Annotated in this window: 15 protein-coding genes; all 15 read right to left on the bottom strand. The window is 54.6% G+C overall.

The genetic code is table 11. The annotated features are described in order from the left end of the window. Nucleotides 1–5: 5 nt before the first annotated feature. The 15 genes from B5F35_RS11355 to B5F35_RS11285 all read right to left on the bottom strand — a co-directional run bounded on the left by B5F35_RS11355 (nt 6) and on the right by B5F35_RS11285 (nt 12979). A complete protein-coding gene (locus B5F35_RS11355) occupies nt 6–761 on the bottom strand; it encodes a flagellar hook-basal body protein (protein WP_087241037.1) in 756 nt (251 codons plus the stop codon). A 39-nt stretch (nt 762–800) separates the two neighbouring features. Then, on the bottom strand, nt 801–1622 hold the full coding sequence (locus tag B5F35_RS11350; RefSeq protein ID WP_087241035.1) for a sigma-70 family RNA polymerase sigma factor: 822 nt from the start codon (nt 1620–1622) through the stop codon (nt 801–803). A 15-nt stretch (nt 1623–1637) separates the two neighbouring features. After that, nucleotides 1638–3737, bottom strand: a complete 2100-nt coding sequence (gene flhA, locus B5F35_RS11345) for a flagellar biosynthesis protein FlhA (RefSeq protein ID WP_087241033.1) — start codon at nt 3735–3737, stop codon at nt 1638–1640. A gap of 13 nt (nt 3738–3750) precedes the next feature. Next, nucleotides 3751–4818 (bottom strand): flagellar biosynthesis protein FlhB, encoded by a 1068-nt coding sequence (gene flhB, locus B5F35_RS11340; protein WP_087241031.1) that lies wholly within the window; start codon nt 4816–4818, stop codon nt 3751–3753. 46 nt (nt 4819–4864) lie between these two features. Beyond that, nucleotides 4865–5638 carry a flagellar biosynthetic protein FliR gene (locus tag B5F35_RS11335; protein WP_087241029.1) on the bottom strand — a complete coding sequence of 258 codons (774 nt, stop codon included), beginning with the start codon at nt 5636–5638 and terminating at the stop codon, nt 4865–4867. A 9-nt stretch (nt 5639–5647) separates the two neighbouring features. Continuing rightward, nucleotides 5648–5890 (bottom strand): flagellar biosynthetic protein FliQ, encoded by a 243-nt coding sequence (locus tag B5F35_RS11330; RefSeq protein ID WP_087241027.1) that lies wholly within the window; start codon nt 5888–5890, stop codon nt 5648–5650. 18 nt (nt 5891–5908) lie between these two features. Further along, a complete protein-coding gene (gene fliP, locus B5F35_RS11325; protein WP_087241025.1) occupies nt 5909–6568 on the bottom strand; it encodes a flagellar type III secretion system pore protein FliP in 660 nt (219 codons plus the stop codon). A gap of 1 nt (nt 6569) precedes the next feature. Then, complete coding sequence (fliO, locus tag B5F35_RS11320) at nt 6570–6947, bottom strand: flagellar biosynthetic protein FliO (RefSeq protein ID WP_087241023.1); 378 nt, start codon at nt 6945–6947, stop codon at nt 6570–6572. After that, on the bottom strand, nt 6940–7305 hold the full coding sequence (locus B5F35_RS11315) for a response regulator (RefSeq protein ID WP_087241021.1): 366 nt from the start codon (nt 7303–7305) through the stop codon (nt 6940–6942). The genes fliO and B5F35_RS11315 overlap by 8 nt, the downstream gene beginning before the upstream one ends. A 36-nt stretch (nt 7306–7341) precedes the next feature. Beyond that, on the bottom strand, nt 7342–8667 hold the full coding sequence (gene fliN / locus B5F35_RS11310) for a flagellar motor switch protein FliN (RefSeq protein ID WP_330396269.1): 1326 nt from the start codon (nt 8665–8667) through the stop codon (nt 7342–7344). Beyond that, entirely contained in the window at nt 8639–9676 is a 1038-nt protein-coding gene (locus B5F35_RS11305; protein ID WP_087241019.1) for a flagellar motor switch protein FliM, read from the bottom strand. Before B5F35_RS11305 ends, fliN begins: the two co-directional genes overlap by 29 nt. Before the next feature lie 70 nt (nt 9677–9746). Then, complete coding sequence (locus tag B5F35_RS11300; RefSeq protein WP_087241017.1) at nt 9747–10640, bottom strand: OmpA/MotB family protein; 894 nt, start codon at nt 10638–10640, stop codon at nt 9747–9749. Nucleotides 10641–10670: 30 nt separating this feature from the next. Then, the gene (locus B5F35_RS11295; RefSeq protein ID WP_087241015.1) at nt 10671–11522 is read right to left on the bottom strand and encodes a motility protein A; all 852 of its coding nucleotides are present in this window, start codon (nt 11520–11522) and stop codon (nt 10671–10673) included. Nucleotides 11523–11575: 53 nt separating this feature from the next. Then, a complete protein-coding gene (locus B5F35_RS11290) occupies nt 11576–11794 on the bottom strand; it encodes a flagellar FlbD family protein (protein ID WP_087241013.1) in 219 nt (72 codons plus the stop codon). 114 nt (nt 11795–11908) lie between these two features. Then, the gene (locus B5F35_RS11285) at nt 11909–12979 is read right to left on the bottom strand and encodes a flagellar hook-basal body complex protein (RefSeq protein WP_087241011.1); all 1071 of its coding nucleotides are present in this window, start codon (nt 12977–12979) and stop codon (nt 11909–11911) included. Nucleotides 12980–12989 lie beyond the last annotated feature (10 nt).

The following is a 12989-nucleotide window of genomic DNA, read 5'->3' as shown; positions in this document are numbered from 1 at the left end:
ATCCGTTACATTCTGCCGACTTCGTTCGTAGCCTTTGTGAGCAGACCGTCGTAGAGCTTGAGCACCTGCGCCGCACTTTGCAGGGCGCGCTGGGATGTCATCATCAGGGTCATCTCACGGATCATATCAACATTGGAGTTTTCCGTCCATTTCCAGAGTATCGGCGTCTGGCCCGCGGCAGCCGCCGCCTGGCCGTTAGCTCCGAAAAGGCCGCTCTCGTTTTTGACAAGCTGGTTGTTGTCCGGAAACACAAACACGCCGATCTGCCCAAGATACTGGCCGTCGGCGGTGGAGATTCTGCCGTAACCGTCGGCAGTGATGTTATCGGTGGAAAGTTGAAGCGGCTGGCCCGTGATGCTCAGCACACGGCCGTGATCGGGCAGATACAGATAGCCCTCCTCATCCAGCGAAAAGCTGCCGCCGCGGGTATATTCCACGCCGTCCGCCGTCTGGATGGCAAAGAAGCCCTCCCCCTGGATAGCAAAATCCAGATTCAGACCGGTCTGCTCAAAGCCGCCCTGTGAATAATCGACATAGGCCTCGTCCGGCGCCAGAATATAGCTCTGCTCTCCGATCGGCTGGGAACCTGTTTTATCCTTGTTGCCCACCAGGTTGATCATCACCTCGTCGAAGGTGGTGTCCGTATAATACTCCGTCTTGTATCCGGGGGTGGAAACGTTGGTCATATTATTGCCCACCACATTCAGCCGTCTCGTCTGAGAAAGCATACCGGAGGTCAGATTGTAAAAGCCCTTTGTCATAAACCGCACACTCCTTTGATGCAGGGAAAACTCCCGCGGTTATTCCTTTGCGTACTGCTGCATAATCTCCCGCAGGTGCTGGATTGCCCCGCTGTGGATCTGAGAAACGCGCGGTGCGCTCACACCGAGCACCTGCGCGATCTCTTTCATTGTTAACTCTTTTTCGTAGTAGAGGGAAAGCACCAGCTTCTCGTTATCCCGCAGGGAATCGATCCCCTGTTCGAGAAGCTCGTGCAGCTCCTTCTCCTGGCAGACCTCCTCAGGGGGGCTGTCTGTGGAGGAGAGAGCATACTGCTCATTCGCGGCCGCACCGGACGAACCGTAGCTGTCCAGCAGAGCCTCAAAGGACATCAGATTGGAAACAGCGGCCTCCGCGCGCAAATTCTCGTATTCCTCGGGAGTAACCCCAAGACGATCCGCGATCTCCTTGCCGGTGGGGGCACAGCCGAGCTCCCCGGCCAGCTCCTCCGCGGCGCGGTTCAGCCGCACCGCCTTCTGACGCACCAGCCGCGGCACCCAATCCTGCTTGCGCACCAGATCGATCATCATGCCGCGCAATCGTTTGGCAATGTATGTTTCAAATTTGATCCCCTTGGAAGCGTCAAATTTATCCACCGCGTTGAGCAGGACAAGAATCCCCTCATGTATGATATCGTCCAATTGTGCAAAACTGTTAAATAATCCGCGCGCCTGAAACGCAACTTTTTTTACCAGATCGGTGTATTGCAGCACAATCTGCCACTTAAGCTGTTCATCCCCTGTTTCATGGTACCGCTCAAGCAGCTCTCTGGTATCCGCTCCGCCGTCTGCCGGCGCGCCGGCCTGCGGCACAGAGGGGGCCTCCCTTCTTTTGTCGTCCATCGCACGCACCGTCCTTTATCGTCCCGCTTTCGCGTCGGGCTGAAGGGTGATGTTGCCGATCGCCTGGATCTGCACACTGCCCGTCACCTCGTTGAAGGAGAGAACGTAGACGTCCGGATAGAACTGAGAAATCATGCGGCTCAGATAGACGCGGATAATCTGGCTGGTAAGCACAATCGGCGTCTGGGAAAGCTCCGCGAACTTCTTGCGAAGATCGCCAAGCTGGGCAATAATCTGCTGTACCACATCGGGAGAAAGCGCGAGATACACACCATGCTCGTTCTTCGTGAGCGCGCTGAGCACCTTCTTTTCCAGCTCGGCGTCGAGCGTGATGACGCGCAGCTGCCCATTCTCGCAGAACTTGCGGGTGATGGTGCGGCTCAAAGCGGCACGCACCTGCTCGGTGATCATATCGAGATCGTGCGTGGTGGAGGCTGCGTCGGCCGCGGTTTCCAGGATAATCTCCAGATCCTTGATCGGGATCCCTTCCCGCAGCAGGTTTTTAAGCAGCTTCTCGAGGCTGGCGTAGGAGAGCACGTTTGGTACCACATCGTTCACCAGATCCGGCTCTGTCTTTTTCAGGTTTTCGATCAGCTGAAGCGTCTCCGCACGGTTCAGCAGCTCGCTGGCATGCTTTTTGATGGTCTCGGAGAGGTGGGTGAGCATAACGGTGAGCGGCGCGATAACCGTATAGCCGTAAATCTCGGCCATTTCCTTGTTCTCCGGCAGAATCCAGCGCGAGGGGATACCGTAGGCAGGCTCGATCGTCTCGATGCCGTCGATCTCTCCCTCCGGGTTCTCCGGCTCCAGCGCCAGATAATAGTCGACGAGAATTTCGCCGCGCGCGACTTCCTCGCCGCGGATCTTGATAATATACTGGTTTGTCCCAAGGGATGCGCCGTCGTGCAGGCGGATCGACGGGATGACCAGGCCCATGTCCTGCGCGTACTGCCGCCGGAAGATGACGATACGGCTGATCAGCTTGCCGCCGCTGGTTTCGTCAACCAGAGGGATCAGGCTGTAGCCGAATTCCATCTCAATCGGCTCTACGTTCAGGAGAGAATAGACATTGTTAATATCCTTGTAATAGTCGGACTCGCTGACAGCCTGCGTTTCCGTCTGCTCGGGAAGAGCGTTTTCCGCAAGCTGGGCCTGCTCTTCGGCGGTACGCGCCGCAAGCATGCGGCGATCCCCGATAAAGCCGCCCGCGCCCAGACCGCCGCCCACAAGCAGAAGCGGGAGGGTCGGCGCGCCCGGCACCAGGCCGAGCAGGGCAAGGATAATACCGGTGGACATAATGGCGCGCGGCTGTGCCTTGAACTGTCCCACGACGTCCGTATTCAGGCTGCCGTCGGAGACGGAGCGTGTGACGATCATGCCTGTTGCGGTGGAGATCATCAGCGCCGGAAGCTGGGACACCAGGCCGTCGCCGATGGTGGCGATGGAGTAAACCTGAAGCACATTGTTGATATCACCGCTGCCTTGCACCACGCCGATAATAAGGCCAGCCACAAAGTTGATGACGGTAATGATGAGCGACATGATCGCGTCGCCCTTGACAATCTTGGTCGCGCCGTCCATGGCGCCGTAGAAGTCGGCTTCCTTCTGGATTTTATAGCGGCGCATGCGCGCTTCCTTCTCCGTGATAAGGCCCGAACTCAGATCGGCGTCAATAGCCATCTGCTTGCCGGGCATGGCGTCCAAAGTGAAACGGGCCGCCACCTCGGAGACACGCTCCGCGCCCTTTGTGATAACAATGAACTGCACCAGCACGATGATCAGGAAGATCAGCACGCCGATGACGATGTTTCCCTGGGTAATCAAAGTACCAAAGGATTGGATGACGATACCGGCGTTGCCGCCATTGGAAAGGATCAGGCGTGTTGACGAGACGTTTAGTCCCAGCCGGAACAACGTCGTGACAAGCAAAAGCGAGGGGAAAATGGAGAATTCCAGGGCTTCCGAAATGTTCATCGTGATCATAAGGATCATGATGGACAGAGCGATATTCACGACGATCAGGACGTCCAGCATAAAGGTGGGAAGCGGTATCACCAGGAACAGGACGATGACGACCACCATCAGTGATACGGCGTTATTCAAAATCCTTCTCATAAGCTACAGGCTCCTATTTCTTCGGCTTGGAATCCAGGCGGTACAGGTAAACCAGGACCTCCGCGACGGCGTTATAAAGCTCCGGGGGAATTTCCCGGTTGATTTCGGTTGTCGCATACAGGGCACGGGCCAGGGGGACATTTTCAATCACGGCCACCTTGTGCTCCTGCGCTGTGCGCACGATGCGCGCTGCCAGCTCGTCCTGGCCCTTTGCCAGCACGATGGGGGCGTTATCCTTCTCCGCGCGGTAGCGCAGCGCCACCGCGAAGTGGGTCGGGTTTCGGATGACGACGTCCGCATTCGGAACCTGCTGCATCATGCGCGACTGCGCCATTTTGCGCTGCATTTCCTTGATCTTTCCCTTGATCTGCGGATCGCCCTCTGTCTGCTTGTATTCTTCCTTGATCTCCTGCTTGGACATCTTGATTTGGCGTTCATAATCCCACCACTGGTAGAAAATGTCTGCGCCCGCCAGCACAATATAAGCGACGGCGATCTGAATGACAAGCTGAAACAGCTGGTCAAACATATGGGAAGCGGCACTGACCAGATCAGTATAAAGATATTTGGTGAAGATCAGATATACGCTGGAAAGAAACTGAAAAACAATATACAGCAGGATCCCAATCTTGAGCAGGCCCTTGAGGGCCTCAATCACACTGCGCAGGGAAAACAGCCGCTTGAAGCCCTGAAGCGGGTTGATGCGGCTGAATTTCGGCTTGAGCAGTTCTCCTGAAACAAGCAGCTTTGTCTGAAAAAAAGTGACTCCCACACCGGCCACCACAGTGGCCGCCAGCACAGGCCCGGCCGCCTTGAGGAAGGCCAGAAGCAGGCTGGTGAACAGATCCCCCAGATCCCCCACGAAATCCGTGGGCGACTCCTGGGAAGACAGCTCCATGCAGTGCCGCAAAAAATCATAGATCGCTTCGATTGCACCGGGAACGGTCAGCTTGAGGACAAAGAAGCCGGACAGCAGAACCGCCACCGAAACGGCGTCGTTACTGAAGAAGATGTTGCCCTTTTTTCGTTCGTCACGCCGTTTTTTCGGTGTTGCCTTTTCAGTTTTGGAGCTGTCCGCCAAGCTTCACCACCACACTCCCATACCGCTCCACGGCAGGCGGGACGGCTCAGCCGCCCGCTCCGATTACCTCCAGGGCACGCGCTATCTGATCCAGCATCTCCGATTCAATCCCAAGAAGGAACTCGTTGATCGGGGTGAGAAACAGGAAGAGCAGCACCAGCCCGATGATAACCTTCAACTCTATATTAATGACAAAGGCGTTGATCTGAGGGATCGCCTTCATCAGAATTCCCATTCCAACCTCGCCCAGAAGCTCCGCCACCAGAATCGGCATCGCAAGCTTGAGCGAGAGCACAATGCAGGACAGAAAAATCTGTACTACATAATCCGCAATCCCTTCTCCCAGCGCGGCCGTCCCATAGGGAACCGCCTCTCCCGACAGAAGAAGGATGCGCAGAAGGGTATAATGCCCGTTCTCCGCAAAAAAATTGAGCATCATGAGCAGGTTAAGCAGCGAAGCGCTCACGCTCATATTGGTCTGGCTGCTCGCGTCGTACGTCTGCGCCATCGTCATGCCCATTTGCGCGTCGATGATTTCTCCTCCCGTCTGTACGACGGAAAAAGTGATGCGCATCAGAAACCCGATCACCAACCCTACCCCCAGCTCCATCAGAAGCGTGAGGATGAGCGCCACTGTGCTCTGCGGCGCTTCAGGGCCTTCGCCCACAATGCCCATCATGAAATAAGAAAGCACCAGCGTAAAACCGGCCTTTACAATTCCGGGGACATTGCTCCGGCCCAGAAGCGGGGTCAGCGCCACGAAGCCCGTGATGCGCATGACCACCAGTTCAAAAAGATAAAACTGTGTCAAATCGAACATAGCGCGCCCTTACATCAGTGTGAACAGATAGTTCGAAAAATCCAGCAGCGTTTGCAGCATCCATCCGCCGCCAATCAGAAGCACCAGCACCACCACGATCATCTTGAGGATGAAGGAAAGCGACTGCTCGTGAATCTGTGTGACAGCCTGGAAAATCGCCACCAGAATGCCTACCGCCATACTGAAAAGAAGGAGGGGGGCGCCTAGCTTCAGGGCCACCCCAACTCCTTCCCGCAAAACGTCCACCACCACGGCGTCCGCCCTCCTTTCTTATCGGAATCCCTGTACCAGCGTCGAAAACAGCAGCTCCCACCCGTTGAGCGCGATGAACAATAAAAGCTTGAACGGCATGGAAATCATCGACGGCGGAAGCATGATCATGCCCATCGACATCAGCGTTGAAGCAACAACAACGTCGATCAGCACAAACGGCAGATACAGATAGAATCCGATCAGAAACGCACGCTTGAGCTCACTCGTCATAAACGCAGGCACCACAATGCGCAGCGGCAAATCCTGCGGCTCCTCGATCTGCGTTTCATCCAGACCCGCCAAATCCCCGAACAGTTTGAGCGAGCTCTGCTCCGTTTGCTCAAGCATGAATTCCTTGAGCGGCACCTCTGCGCGGGCCATAAATTCCTCCTGGCTGATCTCGTCCGCGATATACGGCTCATAAGCCGTTGTCTGAATCTCAGAAATCACCGGGGACATGGTAAACAGCGTCAGGAACAGAGCAATGCCAATCAGGACAATGTTCGGCGGGTTCTGCTGAAGGCCCATGGCCGAGCGCAGAAACGAAAAGGAAATGATGTAGCGCGTGAAGGAGGTCATCATGACCACGATGGACGGAAGGAGAGTGATCAGGGTGGTCAACAGAAGGATCTCTATGGTTTGGACGTTCTCTCCATTTACATTGATTATTGAATCCACCTTACGGCCTCCCTGATTTTTTCCTCTGGTCGATAACCTTCTTCAATGCTTCTCCGAAGCTCATACCCTGTGCGCCGTCCTGTGGCGGATCGCCGGAAGGCGGCTCCTCCAGGGCTTCCAGCTCGGACGCGGGCAGCTTCTCCAGACGGCTTACACCGCCCGGCGTCACCCCCAGCAGGTAAAGCGTGTCGCCCATGCGCACCAGCACAAGACGCTGATCCCTTCCGAGAGGAACCTGCTCCACCACGGTCATACGGCGCCTGCGCGGACGGAACATACCGTTCAGCCGCCCGGCGCCGTATCGGGTAAACAGATACGCCAGCGCCAGCACCGCAATGATGACGAGAAGCGCCCACAAAAGCTGAAGAATCTCAGGCATTGCCCAGAATGCTGGTGACGGTCTTCATGAGACGATCTTCCTTGAAGGGCTTCACGATAAAGTCCTTGATGCCCGCCTGCACAGCCTCAACAACCATAGCCTCCTGGCCCATGGCGGAGCACATGACGATGTTTGCGTTGCCGTCCTTGGAGCGGATCTCCTTGAGAGCCTCAAGACCGGTCATGTTCGGCATGGTGATATCCATCAGCACAAGATCCGGACGCTGTTCAAAATACTTCTCCACAGCGTCCTTGCCGTCAACGGCTTCGTACAGATCCGTGTATCCATTCTTGGTCAGGGTGTCTCGAATCACCTTGCGCATAAACGCAGCGTCGTCCACAATCAAAATCTTAGCCATGTCAATCCATCCTTTTCCGTTTGTATTATGTTTTATTTATTTCTGCTTATTCTGCAGTTTGAACAGCTCGGGCTGATGTACTACTTCTGTGATGCGCACACCGAAATTATCATCGATGACGACCACATCGCCGTGGGCAACACACAGGCCGTTGACAAAGATGTCAACCTGATCGCCCGCCAGCTTGTCAAGCACCACCAGCGTTCCCTTGGAGTAGGAGAGGATTTCATCCACTTTCTGTGTTGTCCTTCCGATTTCAACGGAGACCTGAAGCGGAACGGACATAATCATTTCCAGGTTCTGCGCCTGCTCCTCGCCCAGACGATCGCCCAAGTCAAAGGTCGGCAGGGTAACAGGATTAGTCTGAATCAGATTCGGCTGCTGGTAATACACCGGCTGCTGCTGCGGATAATAGGTGGGCTGCTGCATAGGCATCTGCTGCATCGGCTGCTGGACTGGCATCTGCTGCATGGGCTGCTGCTGCGGAGCCTGCATCGGCTGTACCGGCGCCTGCTGCGGAGCAGGCTGAGCGGCCTGCGGATTCATCAGCTGATCAATCATACCCTGATCCATTGCCGCAGCGGAATCTTGCGCAGCGGCAGGCTGCAGGGCGGGCGCGGCTGCCTGTGGGGCAGCGGCCTGCGGATTCATCAGCTGATCAATCAGGCCCTGATCCATTGTCGCAGCGGAATCTTGCGCAGCGGCAGGCTGCGGGGCAGGCGCGGCTGCCTGCGCCTGCTGCTTTTCTCCTCCATTGCCAGTCAGGCCGAAGCCCTTCAGCAGTTCTCTTGTCAGCTCAATCGACATGACGTTGACAAACTCACTTTCCAGAATATCTTCGATCCCCAGTTTGAAACGAACCACAACCAGCATGCCGCATTCGCTGTGGAAATGGTTGCGTTTGAACTCGTCAAGATCATCCAGTGTATAGGATTCCGGTGTCGAAATATTCACCAGAATGCCGAGGAAATCCGAAAGCGCCGTGGAAGCAGCACCCATCATTTGGTTCATAACCTCACAGACAGCGCTTACCGTCAGCTCATCAAGCTTAAATTCCTCATCCGGCGTCTCGGTACCCATAAGGATATCGACGATCGTTCTCACATCGCCGCGCTTGAGCAGCATGATGTTGCTCCCATCCAGGCCCGAAACATATTTGATTTCCACGGCGATCGCCGGTTCCAGATCGCCAAGCGTAAAATCTTCAATGGAAACGACAGACACCGTTGGCGTGGTGATATCGACCCGATGGTTCAACATATTGGAAACTGCAGTGGCGGAAGAACCGAGGCTGATATTCATCATCTCGCCGATGGCGTCCAGCTCCATCGAATTAAAGATCTTCTGTTCCATATCGCTCATTTTCCCCTCTTTCCTGAATATGACAGGTATCTACAATTTTAACAGCCATGCTGTTGTTCTGGACGCCCATTTTCCCGTCAAACCACCTTTTTCCTCCGATATACAGTTGAATCGGTTCGGACGTGGGGTGGCCCAGATCCAGCACATCGCCTGCTTTCAGGAAATAGATATCCTGCAGTCTGACCTCTGTGCGTCCCAGCTCCGCCGTAATCTCCAGTGTGGAGCCTTTGAGGACGTCCATAATCTCATCGGAATTGTCCTCCGATTTTTTCCGCTGGTTCTGGTTGGTGATGGCCATGTGGGAGAAGATATTCAGAAGCTTCATCCCAGGGATACAGATGCTGATCCGGCCGGAGGCATTCGCAAAGCGGATGCTCGCGCCGACAATCACCACTGTTTCATCCAGTCCAATCAACTGCACCAGCGTGGGATTGGTCTCAATCCGCCGGAGGGCAAAGTCGATGTCGATGTAATCGACCCAGCTGTTCCCCAGCATTCCAATAAGATCGCGGACAATATTCTCATAGAGCTTGAGCTCGAGGTCTGTAAAATTGTAGCCGTCCGGAAGACTGCGGTCCGTGGAACCGTCGCCGCCCATCAGACGATCCATCATGCTCAGCATCAGGGTCGTGGTAAAGTGGAACAGAACGGGCGCGCCGTCCGATGTCGGCTCCCCTTCCACGGAAACATCCGATAAGGCCAGGACGTCTCCTTCTGAGAGCGCATTGGAAAATTCGTAGTAGCGCTGTTCCTCGACCGATTCGACCTCAATTTCGCACGAGGTGTGCAGAAGGCCGTTGATCCAGGAATTGATGATTCTGCTGTAGCTTTCAAAGATGCCGCTGATCATCTTCAGCCTGTCTTTTGTAAACTTTCTGGGGCTGTAGAAGTCATATTTCCGATATTTCTTTTCCGCCTTGTTCTCTGCCGTAGACGCCAAATTCATCTCGCCGTTGCGAGCGGCATTCAACAGCGCGTCAATTTGACTTTGAGACAAAACTTCTGCCATTCTCATCCCTCCCAGGCAGAGTAAACTTGCCGGTAATAGAAGCTGTCATAGTGATAAGGAAATTCCGCTTTCATCCGGATGCAGCCGGAGCGGAGGAAACGGAGGCCGAAGACTCCGTCGGAGCAGCGGAGGCCGCCTCCGGCGGTATCGCCCCGCTCTCAGCGGGGACTCCCGCATCGTCGCGCATGGTGTAATATTTGGTAATGTCATCTCCGTTTCCGTCTTCGAGGTCAAGCCCTGTCACAATCAGCTCGACGCGCCGGTTTTCCGCACGTCCCTCGGTGGTATCATTCTGCGCCACCGGCCTCCACTGGCCATATCCCACACTGACAATACGGGACGGCGCCACAATTCCCTTTTCCTGCAAATATACCGTAACGACTGTAGCACGGTTGGAGGCAAGAAAACGGTCGAAGGTCGGATCGTTCGGCGAACTGGGGTTGGCCTGGGCTGTGTGTCCCAGAACACGGATCTCGTCGACAGAGGCACTCACCTCCCGGATCGACTCCCCTACCTGATCGAGAGTTTCCTTTCCCGCATCAAGCAGCTGGTAGCTGTCTCCGTTGAAGAAAACCGTGTCGTCGAAGGAAATAAATACATAACCGTTGCCCTTGCCCACTGTCACCTTACTGCCGATACCAGACTGCTGCACATATTGCAGAATCGCCTGATACAGCTCTTCCAGATCCTGCTCCACATCCTCCTGCGTCAATTGGCCGATCACCGCCGAAGCCGTGTCCGACGGATCTCCCTGCGAAGGATTCGCGGGGAGATTCTGCACCACATTTTGTATGTCCTCCACGCTGCTGGGGTTCAGAGCCTCCACAAGCTGCTCCCATTTCTGCTGATCCATTGTAGACATGGAGTAGAGCATCACGAAAAAGCAAAGCATCAGCGTTACCATGTCGCCATAGGTATCCATCCAGTTTGCGCCGCCGCTGCCGCTTTTATTGCTTCTTTTCATTGGACCTGCCTCCTTGCCGGCGCATATTGCTTACTTTCTCTTTCCCCGGCTTTTCTTTGCCTTGCCCTTCTTGCCGCCTTCGCTTTCCTCGTTTTCCTCAGACAGCTTCTGGTTCAGGAAGGTCATCAGGCGCTCGCGCAGGAACTTCGGATTTTCACCGGCCTGAATCGCCATAATTCCCTCAAGGATAATCTCACGGCAAAGAATCTCTTCCTCATCGCGGGCGGTGAGGTTGGCCGCAATCGGGTTGAACACCACGTGCGCCAAAAGGGAGCCGTAGAAGGTGGTAATGAGGGCAACCGCCATGTTCGGGCCAAGTGAGGTCATGTCTGCGCTGTCCAGCTCCTTGAGCATGTTGATCAGACCGATCAGAGTACCGATCATACCGAAAGCCGGAGCGGCGTTCGAACCCCGCTCGTACATGGCGATAACCTCATGGTGCCGTGCTGATGCCTGTTCAATCTCATTGGTCAGGATGCCGCGCACGCGTTCCGGATCGTTTGCGTCGACAATCAGCATGATTGCCTGCTTGAAAAAGGGATCCTTCTGCTCGTTGGCTTTTTCTTCCAGCGCCAGCAATCCGTTTTTACGCGCGATCTGCGCCAGCTCCATCAGTTCATCCACATACTGATGCGGATCAAACGTCTTGGAGTGCAGCATAATCATAAAATGCTTGGGGATCGAAAGCGCCAGCTTAGGGTAGCAGGCAATGACCACAGCCAGGGTACCGCCCACCACGATGAGAAGGCTGGAAATATCTCCAAAATTCTTGATGGTTTCCAAATTCACCGTGAAGCCGGTTTCCGGCGAGATAGTGGCCGCTATTCCGAAGAAGGTAAAGAAAACAGCCAGGAGTATACCGATCAGGTACACGATATTCATGCAGATTCCCCCTCGTAATTCTTAAAGCCGCAAACAGGGAACGCCGAGGGAGATCACCTGCGGTGATCCACAACCTTCAGGCTGCGGCTGATATCCATCACTTTTGCGTTATATTCCGCTATTTTCTGTATGATTTCCTCTACCTTGTCCTTGACAATGTAGTAATCGTGATTCATCATCACAATTTTACTTTCCGGGATGGATTCGATGTATTCAATCTGATTGTGGTTCAGAAGGAACGTCTCATTGTTCATTTTCCGAAGTAAAATCATAAACGCTTCTCCCTCCCAAACAAAGCCCGGGCCGGGGGAGCCTCCCCCCGGCTCAGGTGGACCTTGTGTGCCGTTACAGTGTTTGGCTTGCGCAAAGCCTCAAAGGCTCAAAAATCAGCGCTTCATGTTAATGAGCTCTTCCAGCATGGTGTCCGTCACGGTCACAATACGCGTGTTGGCCTGATAGCCACGCTGGTAGATGATCATGTTCGCGAACTCCTGCGCGAGATCCGTGCCGGACTGCTCCAGGAAGCCGCTCTTGACGCCCGTGCCGCTGTTCGCGAGAAGGTTCGGCGGCTGATTGCCAGCTGCATCATTTGCATCATTGTTCATCGGACCAGTTACCGAACTCTTCGGCGTGCTGATGGAAATCTCACCAGCGCTGTCCGTTGCCTGGTAGTACGGGCCATCCGTATGGGTCAGGCCTGCCGGATTTGTCACGGTGCCAAGGGCAATGTAACCAATCGTCACGATATCTCCTGTCATCTTATTCGTACAGCTTACCTTGCCGTTGTCATCAATCTTGAGATTCTCGTATTCAATGCAATTGCCGTCTGCATTTACGTTATTATTTCCTGGTGTAGGATCCACGTTGGTGGCACCATTCTGACCCGGATAAATTGCTTCGCCAAGTTCCGTATTATTTTGTCCATCTGCAGCTAAGGGCAAACGGATAGGAACCAAAACCGTACTAATCGTTGGATCCTTATCTGCACCCGGAGTGGCATTATCCGTTGTTGACACAAAACCATACACAATATTACCCTTGCCATCCGTCAGATAACCGTCATCGTCGATCTTGAAGTTGCCCACACGACTGAACATCAGTCTGTCCAAGCTGTCTACCCCTACACCGTTCTTATCTCCCAACAAGAAAAAGCCGTCACCCTGGATAGCCACGTCGGTCGTCATACCGGTACTCTCAAGCGCCTGCGTTCCCATATCCAGATCGATCGTGCCAACGCTCGAGCCGTAGCCGATCTGGCTCGGGTTGGTACCACCAGTGACATCCGTACTGGCCGAGCCTGCGCTCTGTGTACTGTAAATGCTCTCGCTGAAGGTGACACGTCCGGCCTTATAGCCGTATGTATTCACGTTCGCGACGTTGTTGCCCACCACGTTCAGAGCATCCATGAAAGCTCTCAGCCCGGCAATACCGGAACCCATTGCTGCTGTTAAAGCCATAAGCCTGTTT

It is taken from the genome of Anaeromassilibacillus sp. An200, assembly GCF_002160025.1.
In the GTDB taxonomy this organism is placed as follows: Bacteria; Bacillota; Clostridia; order Oscillospirales; family Acutalibacteraceae; genus Caccousia; species Caccousia stercoris.
Note: the sequence above shows the minus strand (reverse complement) of the source record. Positions and strands in the feature narration are given on the sequence as shown.

Excerpts from the sequence above, each read along its gene's own strand:
- B5F35_RS11355 (WP_087241037.1), bottom strand. The coding sequence starts at position 761 with ATGACAAAGGGCTTTTACAATCTGACCTCCGGTATGCTTTCTCAGACG.
- B5F35_RS11350 (WP_087241035.1), bottom strand. The coding sequence starts at position 1,622 with ATGGACGACAAAAGAAGGGAGGCCCCCTCTGTGCCGCAGGCCGGCGCG.
- flhA (WP_087241033.1), bottom strand. The coding sequence starts at position 3,737 with ATGAGAAGGATTTTGAATAACGCCGTATCACTGATGGTGGTCGTCATC.
- B5F35_RS11335 (WP_087241029.1), bottom strand. The coding sequence starts at position 5,638 with ATGTTCGATTTGACACAGTTTTATCTTTTTGAACTGGTGGTCATGCGC.
- fliO (WP_087241023.1), bottom strand. The coding sequence starts at position 6,947 with ATGCCTGAGATTCTTCAGCTTTTGTGGGCGCTTCTCGTCATCATTGCG.
- B5F35_RS11315 (WP_087241021.1), bottom strand. The coding sequence starts at position 7,305 with ATGGCTAAGATTTTGATTGTGGACGACGCTGCGTTTATGCGCAAGGTG.
- fliN (WP_330396269.1), bottom strand. The coding sequence starts at position 8,667 with ATGAGCGATATGGAACAGAAGATCTTTAATTCGATGGAGCTGGACGCC.
- B5F35_RS11305 (WP_087241019.1), bottom strand. The coding sequence starts at position 9,676 with ATGGCAGAAGTTTTGTCTCAAAGTCAAATTGACGCGCTGTTGAATGCC.
- B5F35_RS11300 (WP_087241017.1), bottom strand. The coding sequence starts at position 10,640 with ATGAAAAGAAGCAATAAAAGCGGCAGCGGCGGCGCAAACTGGATGGAT.
- B5F35_RS11295 (WP_087241015.1), bottom strand. The coding sequence starts at position 11,522 with ATGAATATCGTGTACCTGATCGGTATACTCCTGGCTGTTTTCTTTACC.
- B5F35_RS11290 (WP_087241013.1), bottom strand. The coding sequence starts at position 11,794 with ATGATTTTACTTCGGAAAATGAACAATGAGACGTTCCTTCTGAACCAC.
- B5F35_RS11285 (WP_087241011.1), bottom strand. The coding sequence starts at position 12,979 with ATGGCTTTAACAGCAGCAATGGGTTCCGGTATTGCCGGGCTGAGAGCT.